This window comes from Streptomyces sp. NPDC006552 (genome assembly GCF_040611655.1).
Taxonomy (GTDB): Bacteria; Actinomycetota; Actinomycetes; order Streptomycetales; family Streptomycetaceae; genus Streptomyces.
Genome location: NZ_JBEXOS010000035.1, coordinates 42,088 through 59,807, shown reverse-complemented (window position 1 = coordinate 59,807; position 17,720 = coordinate 42,088). Strand labels below are relative to the sequence as shown.

Annotated in this window: 12 protein-coding genes; 5 read left to right on the top strand and 7 right to left on the bottom strand. The window is 73.2% G+C overall.

Annotated features, from left to right (window positions below; genetic code table 11):
- Positions 1–19: 19 nt before the first annotated feature.
- A complete protein-coding gene (locus tag ABZY33_RS20895; RefSeq protein ID WP_356493105.1) occupies positions 20–1,225 on the bottom strand; it encodes a glycoside hydrolase family 6 protein in 1,206 nt (401 codons plus the stop codon).
- A gap of 225 nt (positions 1,226–1,450) precedes the next feature.
- Between ABZY33_RS20895 and ABZY33_RS20890 the strand changes: the two genes are divergently transcribed.
- Complete coding sequence (locus tag ABZY33_RS20890) at positions 1,451–1,900, top strand: hypothetical protein (RefSeq protein ID WP_356493104.1); 450 nt, start codon at positions 1,451–1,453, stop codon at positions 1,898–1,900.
- Positions 1,863–6,194, top strand: a complete 4,332-nt coding sequence (gene eccCb / locus ABZY33_RS20885) for a type VII secretion protein EccCb (RefSeq protein WP_356493103.1) — start codon at positions 1,863–1,865, stop codon at positions 6,192–6,194. The genes ABZY33_RS20890 and eccCb overlap by 38 nt, the downstream gene beginning before the upstream one ends.
- On the opposite strand, the gene ABZY33_RS20880 is transcribed toward eccCb, so the two are convergent.
- From ABZY33_RS20880 to ABZY33_RS20860, 5 genes are all read right to left on the bottom strand, one after another.
- Positions 6,183–7,331, bottom strand: coding sequence for an XdhC/CoxI family protein (locus tag ABZY33_RS20880; protein WP_356493102.1), 1,149 nt, complete (start codon positions 7,329–7,331; stop codon positions 6,183–6,185). The two genes, eccCb and ABZY33_RS20880, sit on opposite strands and share 12 nt — an antisense overlap.
- 43 nt (positions 7,332–7,374) lie before the next feature.
- Positions 7,375–8,832 carry an NCS2 family permease gene (locus ABZY33_RS20875; RefSeq protein ID WP_356493101.1) on the bottom strand — a complete coding sequence of 486 codons (1,458 nt, stop codon included), beginning with the start codon at positions 8,830–8,832 and terminating at the stop codon, positions 7,375–7,377.
- A 163-nt stretch (positions 8,833–8,995) separates the two neighbouring features.
- Positions 8,996–11,398, bottom strand: coding sequence for a molybdopterin cofactor-binding domain-containing protein (locus tag ABZY33_RS20870; protein WP_356493100.1), 2,403 nt, complete (start codon positions 11,396–11,398; stop codon positions 8,996–8,998).
- 5 nt (positions 11,399–11,403) lie between these two features.
- Entirely contained in the window at positions 11,404–11,985 is a 582-nt protein-coding gene (locus ABZY33_RS20865; protein WP_356493099.1) for a (2Fe-2S)-binding protein, read from the bottom strand.
- Positions 11,985–12,881, bottom strand: coding sequence for a xanthine dehydrogenase family protein subunit M (locus tag ABZY33_RS20860; protein ID WP_356493098.1), 897 nt, complete (start codon positions 12,879–12,881; stop codon positions 11,985–11,987). Before ABZY33_RS20860 ends, ABZY33_RS20865 begins: the two co-directional genes overlap by 1 nt.
- Positions 12,882–13,159: 278 nt before the next feature.
- On the opposite strand from ABZY33_RS20860, the gene ABZY33_RS20855 reads away from it, so the two are divergent.
- Both ABZY33_RS20855 and ABZY33_RS20850 read left to right on the top strand, forming a co-directional pair.
- Positions 13,160–14,836 (top strand): PucR family transcriptional regulator ligand-binding domain-containing protein, encoded by a 1,677-nt coding sequence (locus ABZY33_RS20855; protein ID WP_356493097.1) that lies wholly within the window; start codon positions 13,160–13,162, stop codon positions 14,834–14,836.
- Between the two features lie 154 nt (positions 14,837–14,990).
- Entirely contained in the window at positions 14,991–15,752 is a 762-nt protein-coding gene (locus ABZY33_RS20850; RefSeq protein ID WP_356493096.1) for a hypothetical protein, read from the top strand.
- A gap of 100 nt (positions 15,753–15,852) precedes the next feature.
- Here ABZY33_RS20850 and ABZY33_RS20845 read toward each other — a convergent pair whose 3' ends face one another.
- Entirely contained in the window at positions 15,853–16,611 is a 759-nt protein-coding gene (locus tag ABZY33_RS20845) for a GntR family transcriptional regulator (RefSeq protein WP_356493095.1), read from the bottom strand.
- A 155-nt stretch (positions 16,612–16,766) separates the two neighbouring features.
- On the opposite strand from ABZY33_RS20845, the gene ABZY33_RS20840 reads away from it, so the two are divergent.
- Complete coding sequence (locus ABZY33_RS20840) at positions 16,767–17,621, top strand: (2Fe-2S)-binding protein (protein ID WP_356493094.1); 855 nt, start codon at positions 16,767–16,769, stop codon at positions 17,619–17,621.
- The last annotated feature ends 99 nt before the right edge of the window (positions 17,622–17,720 follow it).

The window sequence follows — 17,720 nt, the reverse complement described above, 5'->3', positions numbered from 1 at the left end:
GGCCGGGCCGGGCGGCCCGTCACAGCATCGGCGGGTTGGCGTACCGCGTCAGTTCCAGGGCCTGCTGCGGGAACCACGCCCCCGCCTTCGGGTCGGCGGTGCCGCGTTCGGGGTCCTCGGGTCCCTGTGTCCCGCGCAGGCAGAGGCCGTCGGACTCCCCCGGCGTCTTGATCCACAGACGCGCGTCCTGGAGCGGGTCGCCGGTGCGCAGGGTGGGGCGGGCGCCGAGGCCGCGGCCGGGCGGGTTGCACCAGTCCTGCGGGTCGGTGTACTTGCCGGCGGGCGGCGTCCACGGGCCCTGACCGTTGCGGCTGGAGTCGGTCACGAAGTGCGTCATCCGGGAGGCGGGCACCTGGACGTGCGCGTCGATCCAGGCCTGCGCCCCGGCGCGCGGCGCGGACTGCTGCGGGCAGTCGGCGGCGTCCCCGCCCCCTCGCACGTACGCGATGCAGGACGAGATGAGCTTGCCGTACCAGGAGTTGGCGTCGTCGGTCTGGTAGTTCGAGGTGTTGGTGTAGAAGCCGGAGGCGCGGGTGACGCCGCCCTTGATGAGCCGCGGCACGATGGAACTCACGGTGTGCCAGGCGGGGTGGCCGGTGTCGAGGTAGACCCGGGTGCCGCGCAGCGGTTCCAGCGTGTCGACGGCGTAGTTCACCTCGGCGTACCGGGCGGCGGTCTTCGTGCCCTCGGCGTCGTCCTGCCCGCAGTCCGCGGGCAGCAGGGCGAGCGCGTCGGGCTCCAGGACGACCAGGGCGTCCCGGGCGCCGATGCCGCGGGCGACGGCGTCGATCCAGGTCTGGTACTCGGCGGTGTTCGCGGCGCCGCCGGCCGAGTAGTTGGCGCAGTCGCGGCCGGGGATGTTGTAGAGCGCGAGGACGGGCAGGGCGTGGGCCCGGTCCGCGTCCCGGACCACGTCCCGGGTGAGCTTCTCGACGTCGGCCGGGCTCTGGTCGCCGAACCACACGGCCTGCGGGGTGGCGACCATGGCGGTGACGCGGGCCGCGTCCCGGTACTGCCCGGTCTGGACGAGACCGCGGATCTGGCGCAGGGCGTCGGGGTTGGGCGCGGGGGTGTAGAGCCGGGCGGGCGCGCCGCCCGGCCCGTCCGCGACGGCGGCACCGGGCCCGCCGAACAGGAGCGCGGAGACAGCAAGGGACAGAGCGGCGGCGGCGGTCGCGGCACGGCGGCTGCCGCGCACACGGGGATATCCGAGGGGACCTCGCACGGGTTCACTCCTGGGGTCGCAAGGACACGGGGGCGTGCGGACGCGGGAGAGCGCTCGTGGCGCGTACCTCGCTTGGGAGCGCTCCCAAGCGAGGGTCGGGGATGCGGTGGCGGGGCGTCAAGTACGGCGCCGGGTAGGTTTGTTGTCCCCGGCCCCCCGCGTCGCCGTCGTCGGCGGATACGATCTCCGGGAGCCCGGGACGGGTCGGCGGGCAGAGGAGGAACCGTGCACGAACTGGAGCTGCGGGTCGACGGCGGGGCCGAGGCGACGCCGGACCAGCTGGACCGTCACGTACGCGCCCTCTTCCAGGACCTGCGCAGGCTGGGCGCGCTGCGCGTGGAGCGCAGGACGCGATCGGCCCCGGCCGGGTCGATGGCCGGTGCCGGGCACGACCTCGCCGTACTCGTCCTCAGCGGCGTCTTCTCCGCGGCCGGACTCAAGGCTGTCTCGGACGTCGTCGTCGCGTACGTGAACCGCTCCAAGGCCCGGTCCGTGGAGTGGGAGTTCGACGGGAACAAGGGCACGTTCACCGCCGTTTCCGCGAAGGAGCAGCAGGCCCTCATCGAGGCCGTGACCGCGCGGATCGCAGCTGGCCCGGCGGCGGACGCGGCCGACCGGTACGAGGTGGAGGGGACCGATGGCGGGGCGCCGGATCGCGCTGCTGGTCGCGACTGACGGCTACCAGGACCCGGGCCTCAACCAACTGCGGGCTCCCGCCCGTGGGGCGGCCGAACTCCAGGCGCTGCTGCGGGACCCGGCCATCGGCCGGTTCGACGACGTACGCGCGCTCCTGAACCGGCCGAAGGAGGAGGTGGAGCATGCCGTCGAGGACCTGCTCGCGGACCGCGAGCCCGACGACTTCGTCCTGCTCTACCTCGCCTGCCACGGCATCCGCAACGACGGTGACCGGCTATTCTTCGCCACACTCGGCACCCGCCTGAACCGGCCCGCCGCCACGGCCGTCTCCGCCGAGTTCCTGCACGGGCTGCTCGACGAGAGCCAGGCCGGCACCAAGGTCGTCCTGCTCGACTGCTGTTACAGCGGCCTCTTCCACCGGGGCACTCCCATGTCGCCCGCGCCGGTGGACGTGGAGTCCGCGATCGCCGGCCGCGGGACGTTCGTCATCACCGCCACGACGGCCCTGGAGTACGCCTACGAAGGCGACCAGCTGAAAATCGACAACGCGGTCTCCGCCCCGCGCTTCACCCACGCCGTCATCGAAGGGCTCAGCACGGGCCTGGCCGACCTCAACCGCGACGGCGTGATCACCCCCGACGAGCTGTACACCTACGTCCACGACGCCGTCCGCAACCAGGCGGGCCCCGACCAGACCCCCACCAGGTCCGGCCACTGCGAAGGCGATGTCGCGCTCGCCTACGCGGTGGAGCTGGACATCACCGCAGGCCCCGCGGGGCGCGTCGCCGCCACGCACGAACTGCCGCTCGGGCAGCTGCTGCCGGCCCCGATCGAGACCGCCGACCGGGGTTACACCTGCGACTCCTGGGAGGGCTCCGCCCGGCTGCGCTCTCCGATCGGCCGCCTGGAACACTCGGCGGACGGCGAGCTGATGTGTGTCGACTTCTCCGGGCGCGAGGGCAACGCCGCGGTGGTCGGCAAGCTCGGCAGCGGCAAGACCACCCTGCTGCGCTCACTCGTCCTGTCCCTCGCGCTGACCCACACGCCGGGCGAGACCGAGTTCGTCCTCCTGGAGGGCGCCGTCAACCGGCTCGGGATGCTGCGCGGCCTGCCCCATGTGCGCGGCGTCGCCGCTCCGCACGAGGAGACCCGGGTGAGCCAGGCGCTCGCCGAGGTGCGGGACGCCATCGCCGCGCGCCGCTCTCTGTTCCGCGATCACGACATCGACTCCGTGGAGGCCTTCCGGGCCCTGCGTGCCGAGGGGGCTCTCGGCACGCAGGAGACCAGCGACCTCTTCCTCGTCATCGACGGCTGGCTGGACTTCTGCTGGGAGCGGGCCGGGTTCGCCGACGAGGTGCACCGGCTGGCCAACACCGGCCTCAACTACGGCGTCCACCTGTGCGTGACCGCCCGTCGCTGGAGCGACTTCAGCCCAGAACTGCTCGGGCTCCTGGGGACGCGCGTCGAGCTGGCCCTCGACGACACCCGTGACTCGCTGGTCGACCCGGTGCTCGCCGCGAGCGTGGGTGTCGGCTGGGCGCTGTCGCGGCGGCGCCGGTTCCGGGTGGCCGTGCCGCGCCTCGACGACGTCGCGGGGCACGCGGCCGCACGCCGCTCGCTGGCCGACACGGTCGAGCGGATCCGGGCCGGCTGGCGCAGGGAGCTCTCGGTGCACCGGTCCGGGCCGGCCTGGGTCTCCTTCACCGAGCTCCTGGGGACGGGCCGGCCGGCCGGCTGGGACCCGGAGCACGGCTGGCGGATCCGGCCCGAGGCGGCCCGCCTGACCACCCCGATCGGTACGACGCCCGCGGGCGCCCCGGTCCTGCTCGACGTCAAGGAGGCGGCCCAGGGCGGCGCGGGGCCGCACGGCCTGCTGGTGGGTGCGGCCGGGTCCGGCAAGACGGAGCTGCTGCGCACGCTGGTCCTGTCGTTCGCGGCAACGCACCGGCCCGACGACCTGGCCTTCCTGCTCGTCGGTTCGCCGGGGCGGGGCACTTTCCGCGGCCTGGCGGCGCTGCCGCACACCGCGGGCGTACCCGAGGTCGGTGGGAAGGACGCCGCACCCGTCGCCCGGCTCGCCGCGTTCCTGGCGGGCGAGATCGAGCGCCGCAGCGCTCACCTGCGCGACGCCGGGCACTACGCCTCGCACGGCGACTACCGGCGGGCCAGGGCCGCGGGCACCGCCCTGGAACCGCTGCCCACGCTGCTGGTGGTCTTCGAGGACTTCACCGAACTCACCGCGGCCTGGCCCGAATTCGTCGACACCCTGATCTCACTGGGGCGCGTCGGGCGCTCCCTGGGCGTGCACGTGCTGCTGGCCGCGCGGCGGCTGGGCGACACCTCGCTGCGCGGCCTGGAGACCTATCTCTCGTACCGGATCGCCCTGCGCACCGCCTCCGCGACGGAGTCACGGGCCGCGATCGGGGTCGCGGACGCCAACCGGGTGCCCCTTGACCCGGGCGTGGGCTACCTGCGCCGGGGCTCCGACGATCTCGTCCGCTTCAAGGCCGCCTTCGCCTCGGCACCCGACGGGGAGGAAGGCGGGGAGGACACCTCGGTCCTGGACGCGGTCGTGGCCCGGCTCGCGCGGTACGGCCCGGCCGGTCACCCGGTGTGGCTGCCTCCGCTGGAGGAGCCGCCGCTCCTCGACGAGCTGCTGCCGCCCGTCGGGATCGACCCGGAGCGCGGTCTGCAGGCCCGGCCCTGGCCGGCCGCCGGACAGCTGCGCGTGCCCGTGGGCCTGTGCGACGTGCCCGAGGAGCAGCGCCGCTCGCCGCTGGTCCTCGACTTCTCCGGGGAGGGGGCCCACGCGCTGTTCGTCGGCGCTCCGCGGTCGGGCAAATCAACACTCGTCACCACGCTCATCACGTCGTTCGCCCTCACCCACACCGCGCGGGAGGCACGGTTCTACGTGCTCGACTTCGGCGGCGGACAGCTAGGGGCGCTGGCCGCGCTGCCCCACGTGGGCCAGGTCGCCCGCCGTGCGGACGAGGAACTGGTACGGCGCACCGTCGCCGAGATCGCGGAGATCCTCGCCTGGCGGGAGCGCGAGTGCGCACGGCTCGGGGTCGGTTCGGTCGAGGAGTACCGCGCCCGGTACGCGCGCCAGGAGGACCCGTCGACCGGATGGAGCGACGTCTTCCTCGTCATCGACGGATACACCACGTTCCGCGCCGCCTATGAGAGCCTGGAGCACGCCGTCCACGACATCGCGTTGCGGGGCCGCCTGTTCGGCGTCCACCTGGTGCTCACCGCCCTCCGGTACGCCGAGGTCCGGCCGACCCTGCGCCAGCATCTGGGGTGCACGGTCGAACTGCGTCTCGGGGACCCCGGGGACAGCGAGATCGACTACAAAAGCGCCCGGCATGTACCGGCGGGCCGCCCGGGACACGGACTCGCACCCGACGGGCACCCGCTCCTCACCGCGCTCCCCCGGCTCCGCGCCGACGGGAGCCGGGTGCCTTCCCGGCGACGGGACAACGGGGAGCTGCCGTTGTCCCAAGCCACGGCGGCCCTGGTGGACCGGGTCCTGGCTGCCTGGGGCGATCGCCCCGGGGCGCCGCCGGTCAAGCTGCTGCCGGCCGTCCTCGACCCGGGGCAGCTGCCGTCCCCGGAAGCCGTCCCGGGCGGAGGACTGGCCGTCGGTATCGACGGCACCGCCATGGCGCCGGTGATCCTCGACCTCGACCGGGACCCACTGCTCCTCGTGCTCGGCGACGCCGGCTCCGGCAAGACGTCGTTCCTGCGGTTCCTCGCCCGCTCCCTCGCCGCCAAGTACTCGCCGCAGGAAGCGCAGATCTTCGTGTTGGACTTCCGGCGGACCCTGCTCGGCGACCTGCCGGAAACGCCTGCGGTCAGGTACCTCACAGACCTTTCGATGCTGCGGGACACGGTGGCAGCTCTGCACGCACTCGCCCAGCAGCGGGTGCCGGGGCCGGACATGACGCCGCAACAGCTACGGGACCGGAGCTGGTACACCGGGCCAGACATCTACCTGCTCATCGACGACTACGACCTCGTCACCGCACCGTCCGGCGACGAGCTGCGGCCCCTGATCGAACTGCTGCCCCTCGCGCGCGACATCGGCCTGCGGGTGGTGGTGACCCGCACGGCGGCGGGTGCGGCCCGGGCCCTCTACGATCCGTTCCTGCAACGCCTGGCCGAACTCAGGCACAGCATCGTCCTGTCCGCCGACGCGAGCGAGGGCATGCTCATCGGCTCGACGCGGGCGGTGCCGAAGCCTCCCGGCCGCGGCACCCTGGTGCGCCGCGAGGTCAAGGAAGAGGTGCAACTCGCCTACGCTCCCTCGGCGTTCGAGGGTTCAGGCGACTGACCCGATCCGCCGCGCCGCAGCGCCCTCATGGTGGATCGGCGTATGCGCTCCCGTCAGGGACACCCCGCTGCCGCCCCGGCGATGCGCCACGATCTCCGAAGCGATGGAGAGCGCCACCTCCTCCGGCGTCCGCGCCCCGAGGTCGAGGCCGATCGGGGAGCGCAGGCGGGCCAGTTCCAGTTCGGTGACGCCGACCTCGCGCAGGCGCTCGTTGCGGTCGAGGTGGGTGCGGCGGGAGCCCATGGCGCCCACGTAGGCGACCGGGAGGCGCAGCGCGAGCTGGAGCAGCGGGACGTCGAACTTGGCGTCGTGGGTGAGGACGCACAGGACCGTGCGGGCGTCCACCTCGGTGCGGGCCAGATATTCGTGCGGCCACTCGACGACGATCTCGTCCGCGTCGGGGAAGCGGGCGGCCGTCGCGAAGACGGGGCGCGCGTCGCAGACCGTGACGCGGTAGCCGAGGAAGCGGCCGATGCGCACCAGCGCCGACGCGAAGTCGATCGCGCCGAAGACGATCATGCGGGGCGGGGGGACGGAGGATTCGACGAGCAGGGTGAGGGGCGCGCCGCAGCGTGAGCCCTGCTCGCCGATCTCCAGAGTGGCGGTGCGGCCGGCGTCGAGGTAGGCGCGTGCCTCCTCGGCGACCGTGCGGTCCAGCTCCGGGTGGGCGCCGAAGCCGCCTTCCACGGAGCCGTCGGCGCGCACCAGGAGCGCGCGGCCCATGAGGGCGGCGGGGCCGGAGACGACCCGCGCGAGCGCCGCCGCCTCCCCCGTGGCGGCGGCGGCCAGCGCGGCCGCCAGCACGCCGCGTACGGCCTCGTCCGAGGCGCGTACCGGCGTGACGAGGATGTCGATGACGCCGCCGCAGGTGAGGCCCACGGCGAAGGCGTCGTCGTCGCTGTACCCGAAGCGCTCCAGGACCGGCTCGCCGCTCTCGAGCGCCTCGCGGCACAGTTCGTAGACCGCTCCCTCCACGCAGCCGCCGGAGACCGACCCGATCGCGGTGCCCTCGCTGTCGACGGCGAGCGCCGCGCCCGGCTGGCGGGGCGCGCTGCCGCCGACGGCCACGACGGTGGCGACGGCGAAGTCGCGTCCCTGCCCGGCCCACCGGTCGAGCTCTTCGGCGATGTCCAGCATGGGTCGGTCTCCTTAGCGGTTACGGGGACGAGAGGGGGTGGCGTCAGTGGACGCCGAGCCAGCTCTCGATCGGGTTGAGGGCGAAGTACACCAGGAAGATCACGGTCAGGCCCCACATGAAGCCCCCGATCTCCCGCGCCTTGCCCTGGGCGATCTTGATGGCGACCCAGGAGATGACGCCCGCGGCGACACCGGTGGTGATGGTGTAGGTGAAGGGCATCAGGACCACGGTCAGGAAGACCGGGATCGCGGTGGCGCGGTCGGCCCAGTCCACGTGCCGGGCGTTCATCATCATCATGGCGCCGATGACGACGAGCGCGGCGGAGGCGACCTCCTGCGGGACGATCGCGGTGACCGGCGTGAAGAAGAGGCAGGCCGCGAAGAACAGGCCGGTGACGCTGGAGGCGAGACCGGTGCGGGCGCCTTCCCCGACGCCGGTCGCCGACTCGACGAAGACGGTCTGGCCCGAGCCGCCCGCGACGCCGCCGATCGCGCCGCCCGCGCCGTCGATGAACAGTGCCTTGGACAGGCCCGGCATCCGGCCCTTGTCGTCGGCGAGGTTGGCCTCGGTGCCGACGCCGATGATGGTGGCCATCGCGTCGAAGAAGCCGGCGAGCACGAGGGTGAAGACGATCATGCCGACGGTCATCGCGCCGACCTCGCCCCAGCCGCCGAACTCGACGTGGCCGAAGAGTGAGAAGTCGGGGGTGGAGACCGCGCTGCCGTGCAGTTCGGGGGCGCCGTTGGCCCACTGCTTGGGGTCGATCACGTCGAGCGCGTTGAGGATCATCGCGACGACGGTGCCGGTGATGATGCCGATCAGGATCGCGCCGGGGGTGTTGCGCGCCTGGAGCATGAAGATCAGCAGGAGGGTGCCCGCGAAGAGCAGCACCGGCCAGCCGGCGAGTTCACCCGCCGGGCCGAGCGACAGCGGGGTGGCCTTGCCCATGTGCACGAAGCCGGACTTGTAGAGGCCGATCAGCGCGATGAACAGGCCGATGCCCATGGTGATGCCGTGCTTGAGGGCGAGCGGGATCGCGTTCATGATCATCTCGCGCAGCCCGGTGACGACGAGCAGCATGATCACGACGCCGTACATCACGCACATGCCCATCGCCTGCGGCCAGGTCATCGCGGGCGCGACCTGCGAGGAGATGACGCCGGAGACGGAGAGGCCGGCAGCGAGGGCGAGCGGGACCTTGCCGACGAAGCCCATCAGGAGCGTGGTGAGCGCGGCGGCGAAGGCGGTCGCGGTGATCAGGGCCTTCTGGCCCATCGTGTCACCGGCGGCGTCCTTGCCGGAGAGGATCAGGGGGTTGAGCAGGAGGATGTACGCCATGGCCATGAAGGTCGTGACGCCACCGCGCACTTCGCGCGCGACGGTGGATCCGCGGTCGGATATGTGGAAGTACCTGTCGAGCCAGGACCGGCCGGCCGGCTGACGCGAACCCGCGCCCGCGTCGTCGGCGGTGGTTCTGGGCTCCACGGACTGCTGGGTCATGGTGCCTCGTTTCCCAAGGTTCAAAGGGGCACCCGCGAACTGCCGTTGCGCGTGCGGGATTTGGGATGGCTGCACGACCCGGGGGACGGCCCGAGACGGACGGCGATGGGGCCGGGGGGACGGCGTCGGGACGGCGTCCCCCCGGGTGCTGCTCAAGCGACGGTTACGCGGAAGCGGCCGTGCCCGTGAGGTGCTCGGGCCGCACGGGCGTGCGGTCGAGCGCCAGACCCGTCGCGTTCCGGATCGCCGCGAGGACGGCCGGGGTCGACGACAGAGTGGGTGCCTCGCCGATGCCGCGCAGCCCGTACGGGGCGTGCTCGTCGGCAAGTTCGAGCACGTCGACCGGGATGGTCGGCGTGTCGAGGATGGTGGGGAGCAGGTAGTCGGTGAAGGAAGGGTTCTTGACCTTCGCCGTCTTCGGGTCGACGACGATCTCCTCCATCACGGCGATGCCCATGCCCTGGATGGTGCCGCCCTGGATCTGGCCGATCACCGAGAGCGGGTTGAGCGCCTTGCCGACGTCCTGGGCGCAGGCCAGTTCGATGACCTTGACCAGGCCGAGTTCGGTGTCGACCTCGACGACGGCGCGGTGGGCGGCGAACGAGTACTGCACGTGCCCGTCGCCCTGGCCGGTGACCAGGTCGAAGGGGACGGTGGGCCGGTGGCGCCACTCCTCCTCGACCTCGACGGTCTCGCCCTCGAGGATGTCGACGAGGTCGCCGAGGACCTCGCCGCCGTCGGTGACGACCTTGCCGCCTTCGAGCAGCAGCTCGGCCGTGGCCCACGCCGGGTGGTAGGTGCCCATCTTGCGGCGCCCGATCTCCAGTACCCTCTCGCGCACCAGCTCGCAGGCGTTCTTGACGGCGCCGCCGGTGACGTACGTCTGCCGCGACGCGGAGGTCGAACCGGCCGAGCCCACCTGGGTGTCGGCGGGGGCGATGGTGACCTGGGTGACGCCCAGCTCGGTGCGGGCGATCTGCGCGTGGACGGTGATGCCGCCCTGGCCGACCTCCGCCATCGCGGTGTGCACGGTGGCGACGGCCTCGCCGCCCACGACCTCCATGCGTACCCGGGCGGTGGAGTAGTCGTCGAACCCCTCGGAGAAGCCGACGTTCTTGATGCCGACCGCGTAGCCGATGCCGCGGACGACGCCTTCGCCGTGCGTGGTGTTGGAGAGGCCGCCGGGCAGCTGGCGCACGTCGGAGCCCTCGCTGGACTCCCACTGGCGCTCGGGCGGCAGCGGCATCGCCTTGATGCGGCGCAGCAGCTCGGCGACCGGGGCCGGCGAGTCGACCCGCTGGCCGGTCGGCATGAGCGTGCCCTGCTCCATGGCGTTGAGCTGCCGGAAGGCGACCCGGTCCATGCCCAGCTTGTCGGCCAGCTTGTCCATCTGCGCCTCGTAGGCGAAGCACGCCTGCACCGCGCCGAAGCCGCGCATGGCGCCGCAGGGCGGGTTGTTCGAGTAGAGCGCGATGGCCTCGATGTCGACGTTGTCGATGACGTACGGGCCGACCGAGAGGGACGAGGCGTTGCCGACGACGGCCGGGGACGCGGAGGCGTAGGCGCCGCCGTCCAGCACGATCCGGCACTTCATGTGCGTGATCTTGCCGTCCTTGGTCGCCCCGTGCTCGTAGTGGAGCTTGGCGGGGTGGCGGTGGACGTGGCCGAAGAACGACTCGAAGCGGTTGTAGACGATCTTCACCGGCTTGCTGGTGCGCAGCGCCAGCAGGCAGGCGTGGATCTGCATCGACAGGTCCTCGCGGCCGCCGAACGCGCCGCCGACGCCGGAGAGCGTCATGCGCACCTTGTCCTCGGGCAGGCCGAGGACGGGGGCGATCTGCTTGAGGTCCGAGTGCAGCCACTGGGTGGCGACGTACAGGTCGACGCCGCCGTCCTCGGCCGGGACCGCGAGCCCCGACTCGGGGCCGAGGAACGCCTGGTCCTGCATGCCGAAGTAGTAGTCGCCCTCGACGATGACGTCGGCGCGCTCGGCGGCCGCGTCGGCGTCGCCGCGCACGATCGGCTGGCGGTGCACGATGTTGGGGTGCGGGACGTGGCCGATGTGGTGGTCGTCGCGGCCCTCATGGACGAGGATCGCGTCCGGCGCGGTCGCGGAGGCCTCGTCGGTGATGACCGGTAGCTCCCGGTACTCGACCTTGATCTTGGCGGCGGCGCGGCGCGCGGTCTCCGGGTGGTCGGCGGCGACGAGCGCGACGGGCTCGCCGTGGTGGCGGACCTTGCCGTGCGCGAGGACCGGGGTGTCCTGGATCTCCAGGCCGTAGTTCTTCACGTCGGTGGGCAGGTCGTCGTAGGTGAGGACCGCGTAGACGCCGGGGGTGGCGAGGGCCTCGCCGGTGTCGATGGAGACGATCTCGGCGTGGGCGACCGGGGAGCGCAGGATCTGACCCCACAGCATGTCCTCGTGCCACATGTCGGAGGAGTACGCGAACTCGCCGGTGACCTTGAGGGTGCCGTCCGGGCGGAGCGTGGACTCGCCGATGCCGCCCTTGGCCTGCGCGCCCTGCGTCACGTTGAACGGGATGCCGGTGGTACGTGTGTCGGCCATCTTCGTCAGACCCCCTCGGGCGCGGACTGGCGGGCCGCGGCGAGCCGGACCGCGTCCATGATCTTCTCGTAGCCCGTGCAGCGGCACAGGTTGCCGGAGAGGGCCTCGCGGATGTCCGCGTCGGACGGGTTCGGGGTGCGCTCCAGCATCTCGTCGGCGGCGACCAGCAGCCCCGGGGTGCAGAAGCCGCACTGGACCGCGCCGGCGTCGATGAACGCCTGCTGGATCGGGGCGAGTTCACTGCCCTCGCCGGTCTGCGAGTCGGTGCCCTCGGCGGCCTGCCAGCCCTGGGCGTCCTGCAAGGTCGTGCCGTGCTCGTGGCCGCCGCAGGCGCGGTTCTTCGCGAAGTCGGCGAGGCCCTCGACGGTGACGACCTCGCGGCCCTCGACCTGGCCGGCGGCGACCAGGCAGGAACAGACCGGCACGCCGTCGAGCCGGACGGTGCAGGAGCCGCACTCGCCCTGCTCGCAGGCGTTCTTGGAGCCGGGCAGGCCCATGCGTTCGCGCAGGACGTAGAGCAGGGACTCACCCTCCCAGACGTCGTCGGCTTCCTGCTGACGGCCGTTGACCGTGAAATTGACGCGCATTACGCGACTCCCTCCGTACGGGCGGTGCCGCGGTACGACTCCCAGGCCCAGGTGAGCGTGCGGCGGGCCATGATGCCGACCGCGTGGCGGCGGTAGGAGGCGGTGCCGCGGACGTCGTCGATCGGGTTGCAGGCGGCGGAGCACAGGTCCGCGAACTGCTTGGCGACCGACGGGGTGATGATCTTGCCGTTCTCCCAGAAGCCGCCCTCGTCGAGCGCGGCGTTGAGGAACTGCTCGGCCTCCTTGGCGCGGACCGGGGTCGGCGCGGCCGAGCCGATGCCGGTGCGCACGGTCCGGGTCTCGGGATGCACCGCGAGACCGAAGGCGCACACGGCGATGACCATGGCGTTGCGGGTGCCGACCTTCGAGTACTGCTGGGGTCCGTCGGCCTTCTTGATGTGGACGGCGCGGATCAGCTCGTCCGGGGCGAGCGCGTTGCGCTTCACGCCGGTGTAGAACGCGTCGATCGGGATGCGCCGGGACCCGCGTACGGACTCGGCCTCGACCTCGCAGCCGGCGGCGAGCAGCGCCGGGTGGGCGTCGCCGGCCGGGGAGGCGGTGCCGAGGTTGCCGCCGACGCCGCCGCGGTTGCGGATCTGCGGGGAGGCGACGGTGTGCGAGGCGAGCGCCAGGCCCGGCAGCTCGGTGCGGAGGTTCTCCATGATCGCGCTGTACGGGACGGAGGCGCCGAGCCGGACGGTGTCCGTGGAGCCCTCGCCCACCTCCCACTCGCTCAGCTCGCCGATGCGGTTGAGGTCGAGGAGGTACTCGGGCCGGCGGTGGTCGAAGTTGATCTCGACCATGACATCGGTGCCACCCGCAATCGGCACAGCGGTGGGGTGCTCGGCCTTGGCGGCGAGCGCCTCCTCCCAGCTGGCGGGGCGAAGGAAGTCCATGAGCGGCTCTCTTCTTCGTCGTTCGTGATTCGTGGTTCGTTCGATCGGATCGAGCCACGGATGTGCGGATCGCGGGGGCTCGTTCATGTGCTGTTAACGCGGAGTGGGCCCAGTACACCGCCCGGTGCTCCACCAGGGTCAGTCACGGAAACCATGAAGGAGTTGGCTGACCATCACGGGTGTCTTGTAGATTCGTACGACCGGAGGACATCAGTAACCTCTCCGTTTTCCTGCTGACACCCAGGAAACAGTTCGAGACAGATCGGCGGCGAGACGACATGCGGCTGCGCGCATTGCTGGACACGGACGCGCTGGGCCTCAGGCTCCTCGGCGGCGAGGACGAGCTGGACCGCACCGTCCGGGGCGTGATGACCACGGACCTGCGGGACCCCAGCCGCTACCTGTCCGGAGGCGAGCTGGTCCTGACCGGCCTCGCCTGGCGGCGGGACGCCGCCGACTCCGAGCCGTTCGTCCGCCTCCTGTCCGGGGCGGGCGTGGCGGGGCTCGCGGCCGGCGAGGCCGAGCTGGGCGCGGTCCCCGACGACCTCGTGGCGGCCTGCGCCCGGCACCGGCTGCCGCTCTTCGCGGTGAACGAGTCGGTGGCCTTCGCGACCATCACCGAGCACGTCGTACGCCAGGTCTCGGGCGAGCGCGCCGGCGACCTGGCGGCCGTCGTCGACCGGCACCGGCGCCTGATGACGTCGGGACCGGCCGGCGGCGGCCCCGACGTCGTGCTCGACCTGCTCGGCAGCGACCTCGACCTGCGGGCCTGGGTGCTCTCCCCGGCCGGCCGCGCCATCGCGGGCTCGACCGCGAGCGGCCCCGACCTGCCCGCCGAGGTCTGCGTGCGCCTGGCCGCCGAGCATCTGGCGGCGGCCCGCGCGGGGCGCCGGGCCCCGCACCGGGTGACGATCGACGCCACGGCGTACTCGGTCTTCCCGATCGGCTCGGGCGGCCGCAACGCGGTGCCGGGCGCCCGTGACGTCCGCGAGAGCGTCCTGTCGGACTGGCTGCTCGCCGTCGAGGCGGACGCCGGTGACTGGCCCGAGGAGCGGCTCGACCTGCTCCAGGGCGTGACCCAGCTGATCTCGGTGGAGCGCGACCGGCGCGACGCGGCCCGTACGGTACGGCGCCGGCTCGCCCAGGAGGTCCTGGAGCTGGTCCAGACCGGCGCGGCCCCCGCCGAGATCGCCGCGCGGCTGCGCGTGACCGCCCCGGTGCTGCTGCCGGGCCTGGGCGCGGCCCCGCACTGGCAGGTCGTCGTGGCCCGCGTCGAGTGGCAGGGCGGCGAGATCGAGGGCGGCCCGGTGGCCCAGTCCCTGTTGGAAGAGATCCTGGTCGACCCGCTCTCCTCGGGCTCCGAGCCGTCCGACCGGATCGCGGTGGCGCACACGGGTGACGAGGCCGTCGCGCTGGTCCCGCTGCCCGCGGTCTCGGCCGAGCACGACGGTTCGGAGCAGGGCCTGATCGCGGACTCGCTGCTCGCGACCGTCCGGGAGCCGCTGGCGGCCGGGCTCGCCGACGACGGGCGGCTGACGATCGGCGTGAGCGCCGCCGTGCACTCGGCGGAGGGGCTGCGCGGCGCGCTGGAGGAGGCCCGGCACGCCCGCCGCGTCGCCGCCGCCCGCACCGGCCGGGTCTGCGCCGCCGGCCATCAGGAGCTGGCCTCGCACGTCCTGCTGCTGCCGTTCGTCCCGGACGACGTGCGCCGCGCCTTCACCGCCCGCCTCCTGGACCCGCTGCGCGAGTACGACCGCAAGCACCGCGCGGAGCTGATCCCGACCCTGGAGGCGTTCCTCGACTGCGACGGATCGTGGACGCGCTGTGCGGCCCGGCTCCACCTGCACGTCAACACGTTGCGCTACCGCGTCGGGCGGATCGAGCAGCTGACCAACCGTGACCTGGCGCGCCTGGAGGACAAGTTGGACTTCTTCCTGGCCCTGCGCATGAGCTGACGCCGCGGCGGCGCCGGGCCCGGCCCACCGCGCCCCGCCCTTTGTGAAATCTTTCACCCACCCCCTTGGCCGGGTGCCGCGATCCGTGCTGAGATGCCCCACGACAACTCGGCTCGATGGCGTGCTCGGGGAGGGCAACGTGGCGCATACCGCCATGTCTGGTACGGGAACGAACGCAGGGGACGATCCACTCCAGACCGCGGTATGGCGGCTGCGCTCGCGCGGCTGCTGGGCCGACGCGGCCGCGCTGCTCGACCCGCACGCGCCGACGAGTCCCGCGGCCGCGCTCCAGCGTGCGGCGCTCCTGGGCGAGCGGTGCCTCTACACGGAGCAGGGCTGGGCCGAGGCGGAGGACGCGCTGCGGGCCGCGGAGGCCGTCGCCCACACGGACGGCGAGCGCGGCGCGGCCGCCTGCGAGCGCGGCCAACTCGCTTACGCCTCCACACTGTTGAGGGTTCGGGACCGGGTCGACGAGGCCCGTTCCGCGTTCGGGCGGGCGGCGGCGCTGCTCGCGCCGGGGGCGGCGGCGCGGGCGCTGCTGGACTTCCGGCGCGGCCTGCTGGCGGAGAACCTGGCCGACTCGCCGCAGGCGGCGCGGGCCGCGTACCGCCGGGCGCACGCGGGGGCGACGGCCCACGGCGACCCGCTGCTGCTCTCCTTCACCTGGCGGCAGCTGGCCGGGCTCGCGCTGCGCGAGGGCGAGCTGGCCGAGGCGCGGCACGGGTTCGCGGAGTCGCTGCGGTTGCGGGAGGAGCTGGGGTTCCTGGTGGGGACAGCTCCGGCGCTGGTGTCCCTGGCGGAGGCGGAGCCGGAGCCGGAGGTGTCGGCGCGGCTGCTCTCCGAGGCGGGGCGGTTGTTCCGGTTGCTCGGGGGCGTGCCCACGTGGTTGGCGGGGGCGTTGCCCGCGGCTGCTTGAGGGGTATGGCTCCGCGAGGTGGCCGGGCGGGGAGGCGGCGGGCCTGGGTCGCGGCCCACGGGGCTCCGCTCCTCAACCGCCGGAGGCGCGTGATTCCGGCTCAGCCGAAATGCTGGTGGACCGCCGCGTTCACCGCCGTGACGTCCTGCGCCTCCAGCGCGTCCAGCAGCGCGATGTGCTGCGCCGCGTCCGCGCGCAGGTCGCAGCCTGTCCAGACGATCCGGCGCCGCAGGTCGTCGGCGATCCGTACGAGCTGTTCGTTCCCGGCGAGCGAGAGCAGGGCCCGGTGGAAGGCGCGGTCGGCCTCGGCGTAGCGCGCGAGGTCACCTCGGGCCGCGGCGGCGACGCTCTCCTGCGCGGCGGGCCGCAGCGCAGCCCAGCGGCTCGCCGGCAGGGTGCGGGCGAGGCGCAGCACGATGGGTGCTTCGACGAGGCCGCGCACCTCGGCCAGCTCCGCCCGCTCCCGGGCGGTCCGCACAGCGACCCGGAAGCCGCGGTTCGGCACCACTTCGACGGCGCCCTCGCGGGCCAGCTGCTGCATCGCCTCGCGCACGGGCGTCGCCGAGACCCCGAACCGCTCGCCCAGGACGGGGGCGGAGTACACCTCGCCGGGCGCGAGGTCCCCGGAGACGAGCGCGGCGCGGAGCGCGTCGAGAACCTGCCCGCGCACCGAACTCCGCTCGACCGTCCCGCGCGCGGCGAACCGGGGTACGGGCGGCTCGGCATGCGCGTGCTCGCGGCTGTCCGGCCCGGATGCCTGGGCCGGGGTCCACGCGGAGGCGGACCGCTGCCCGGGAACCCCGAAGGCCGCCGAGCCCTCTGCCGACCGGCGCCCGGCCTGCTCTCCGGCCTGCTTCACCCGGTCATCCCCTTCGCTGCCGTTCCCGCCGATTACCTGCCGTTTGTACCGCACCCAACCCAGAACGATAGGGCGCCGAGGTCACACGTCAAACCCCGCACCCGTCGGGTAAGGTAAGGCTTACCTGCAAACGCTCGTGATTCGGTGGTCACCGCATGCCCCTCGTCACCACGGCGCCCGCCGCGGCCCAGAGCGCGGTCTCGGCCGCCTACGCCCGCCTCACCGAGGTCTTCCCGAGTCTGCGTATCGACGAGTTCGGGCCGGACCGGGCGTTGCCCGGGGAGGCCGGGTGGGTCGGGGCGTGGCAGCTCGCCGAGGGCGGGGGTGCGCTCGATGCCTTTCTCGCCTGGGACGACGCGCAGGTCCGCAAGGACTACGGACAGCGGGCCCGGCCCGATGTCGTCGCCAGTTTCGGCCTGCACCGCTACGCCTGGCCGGCCTGCCTGCTCATCACGGTCCCCTGGTTCCTGCACCGCCGCGTGCCGCGCTTCCCCGCCGCGCACGTCTCGCTCCAGCGCGCGCTGGGCCGGATGGCCGTACGGGTCACCGATTTCGCCTGTCTGCCCGACGACCCGGCGGCGGGCCTGCCCGGCGCGCACGTCGTGCCGGACGAGGAGGCCCTGCGCGCCGAGCTGCGCGCGGCCGTCGCCGAGCACCTGGCGCCCGTCCTCGGCGGCTTCGGGCCCCGGATGCGGCGCGGTCCGCGCGCGCTGTGGGGCATGGCCACGGACGAGATCGTCGAGAGCCTCTGGTACGTCGGTCACCTGCTCGGCGAGGAGCGCCGCGCGATGGCCGAGCTGGAGGAGCTGCTGCCGGGCACGACGAAGCCGTACGTCGGCAAGGCCGCGTTCCGCGAACTGACCGGCCCGGACGGTCAGTCGCTGCCGACCCGGGACCGCGCGAGCTGCTGCCTCTTCTACACGCTGCGCCCGGAGGACACCTGCGTGACCTGTCCGCGTACCTGCGACGCGGACCGCGTCGCACGGCTCTCGGCCGCCGCCACCGCCTGAGCACCACCCGCACCCGGCCGAACCACCCGTCCGGGTGACGTAAATCGAACCCGATTTCCCTTTGTCTCGCGGGAGTTCGAGCGTACGGCCGCTTTGCAC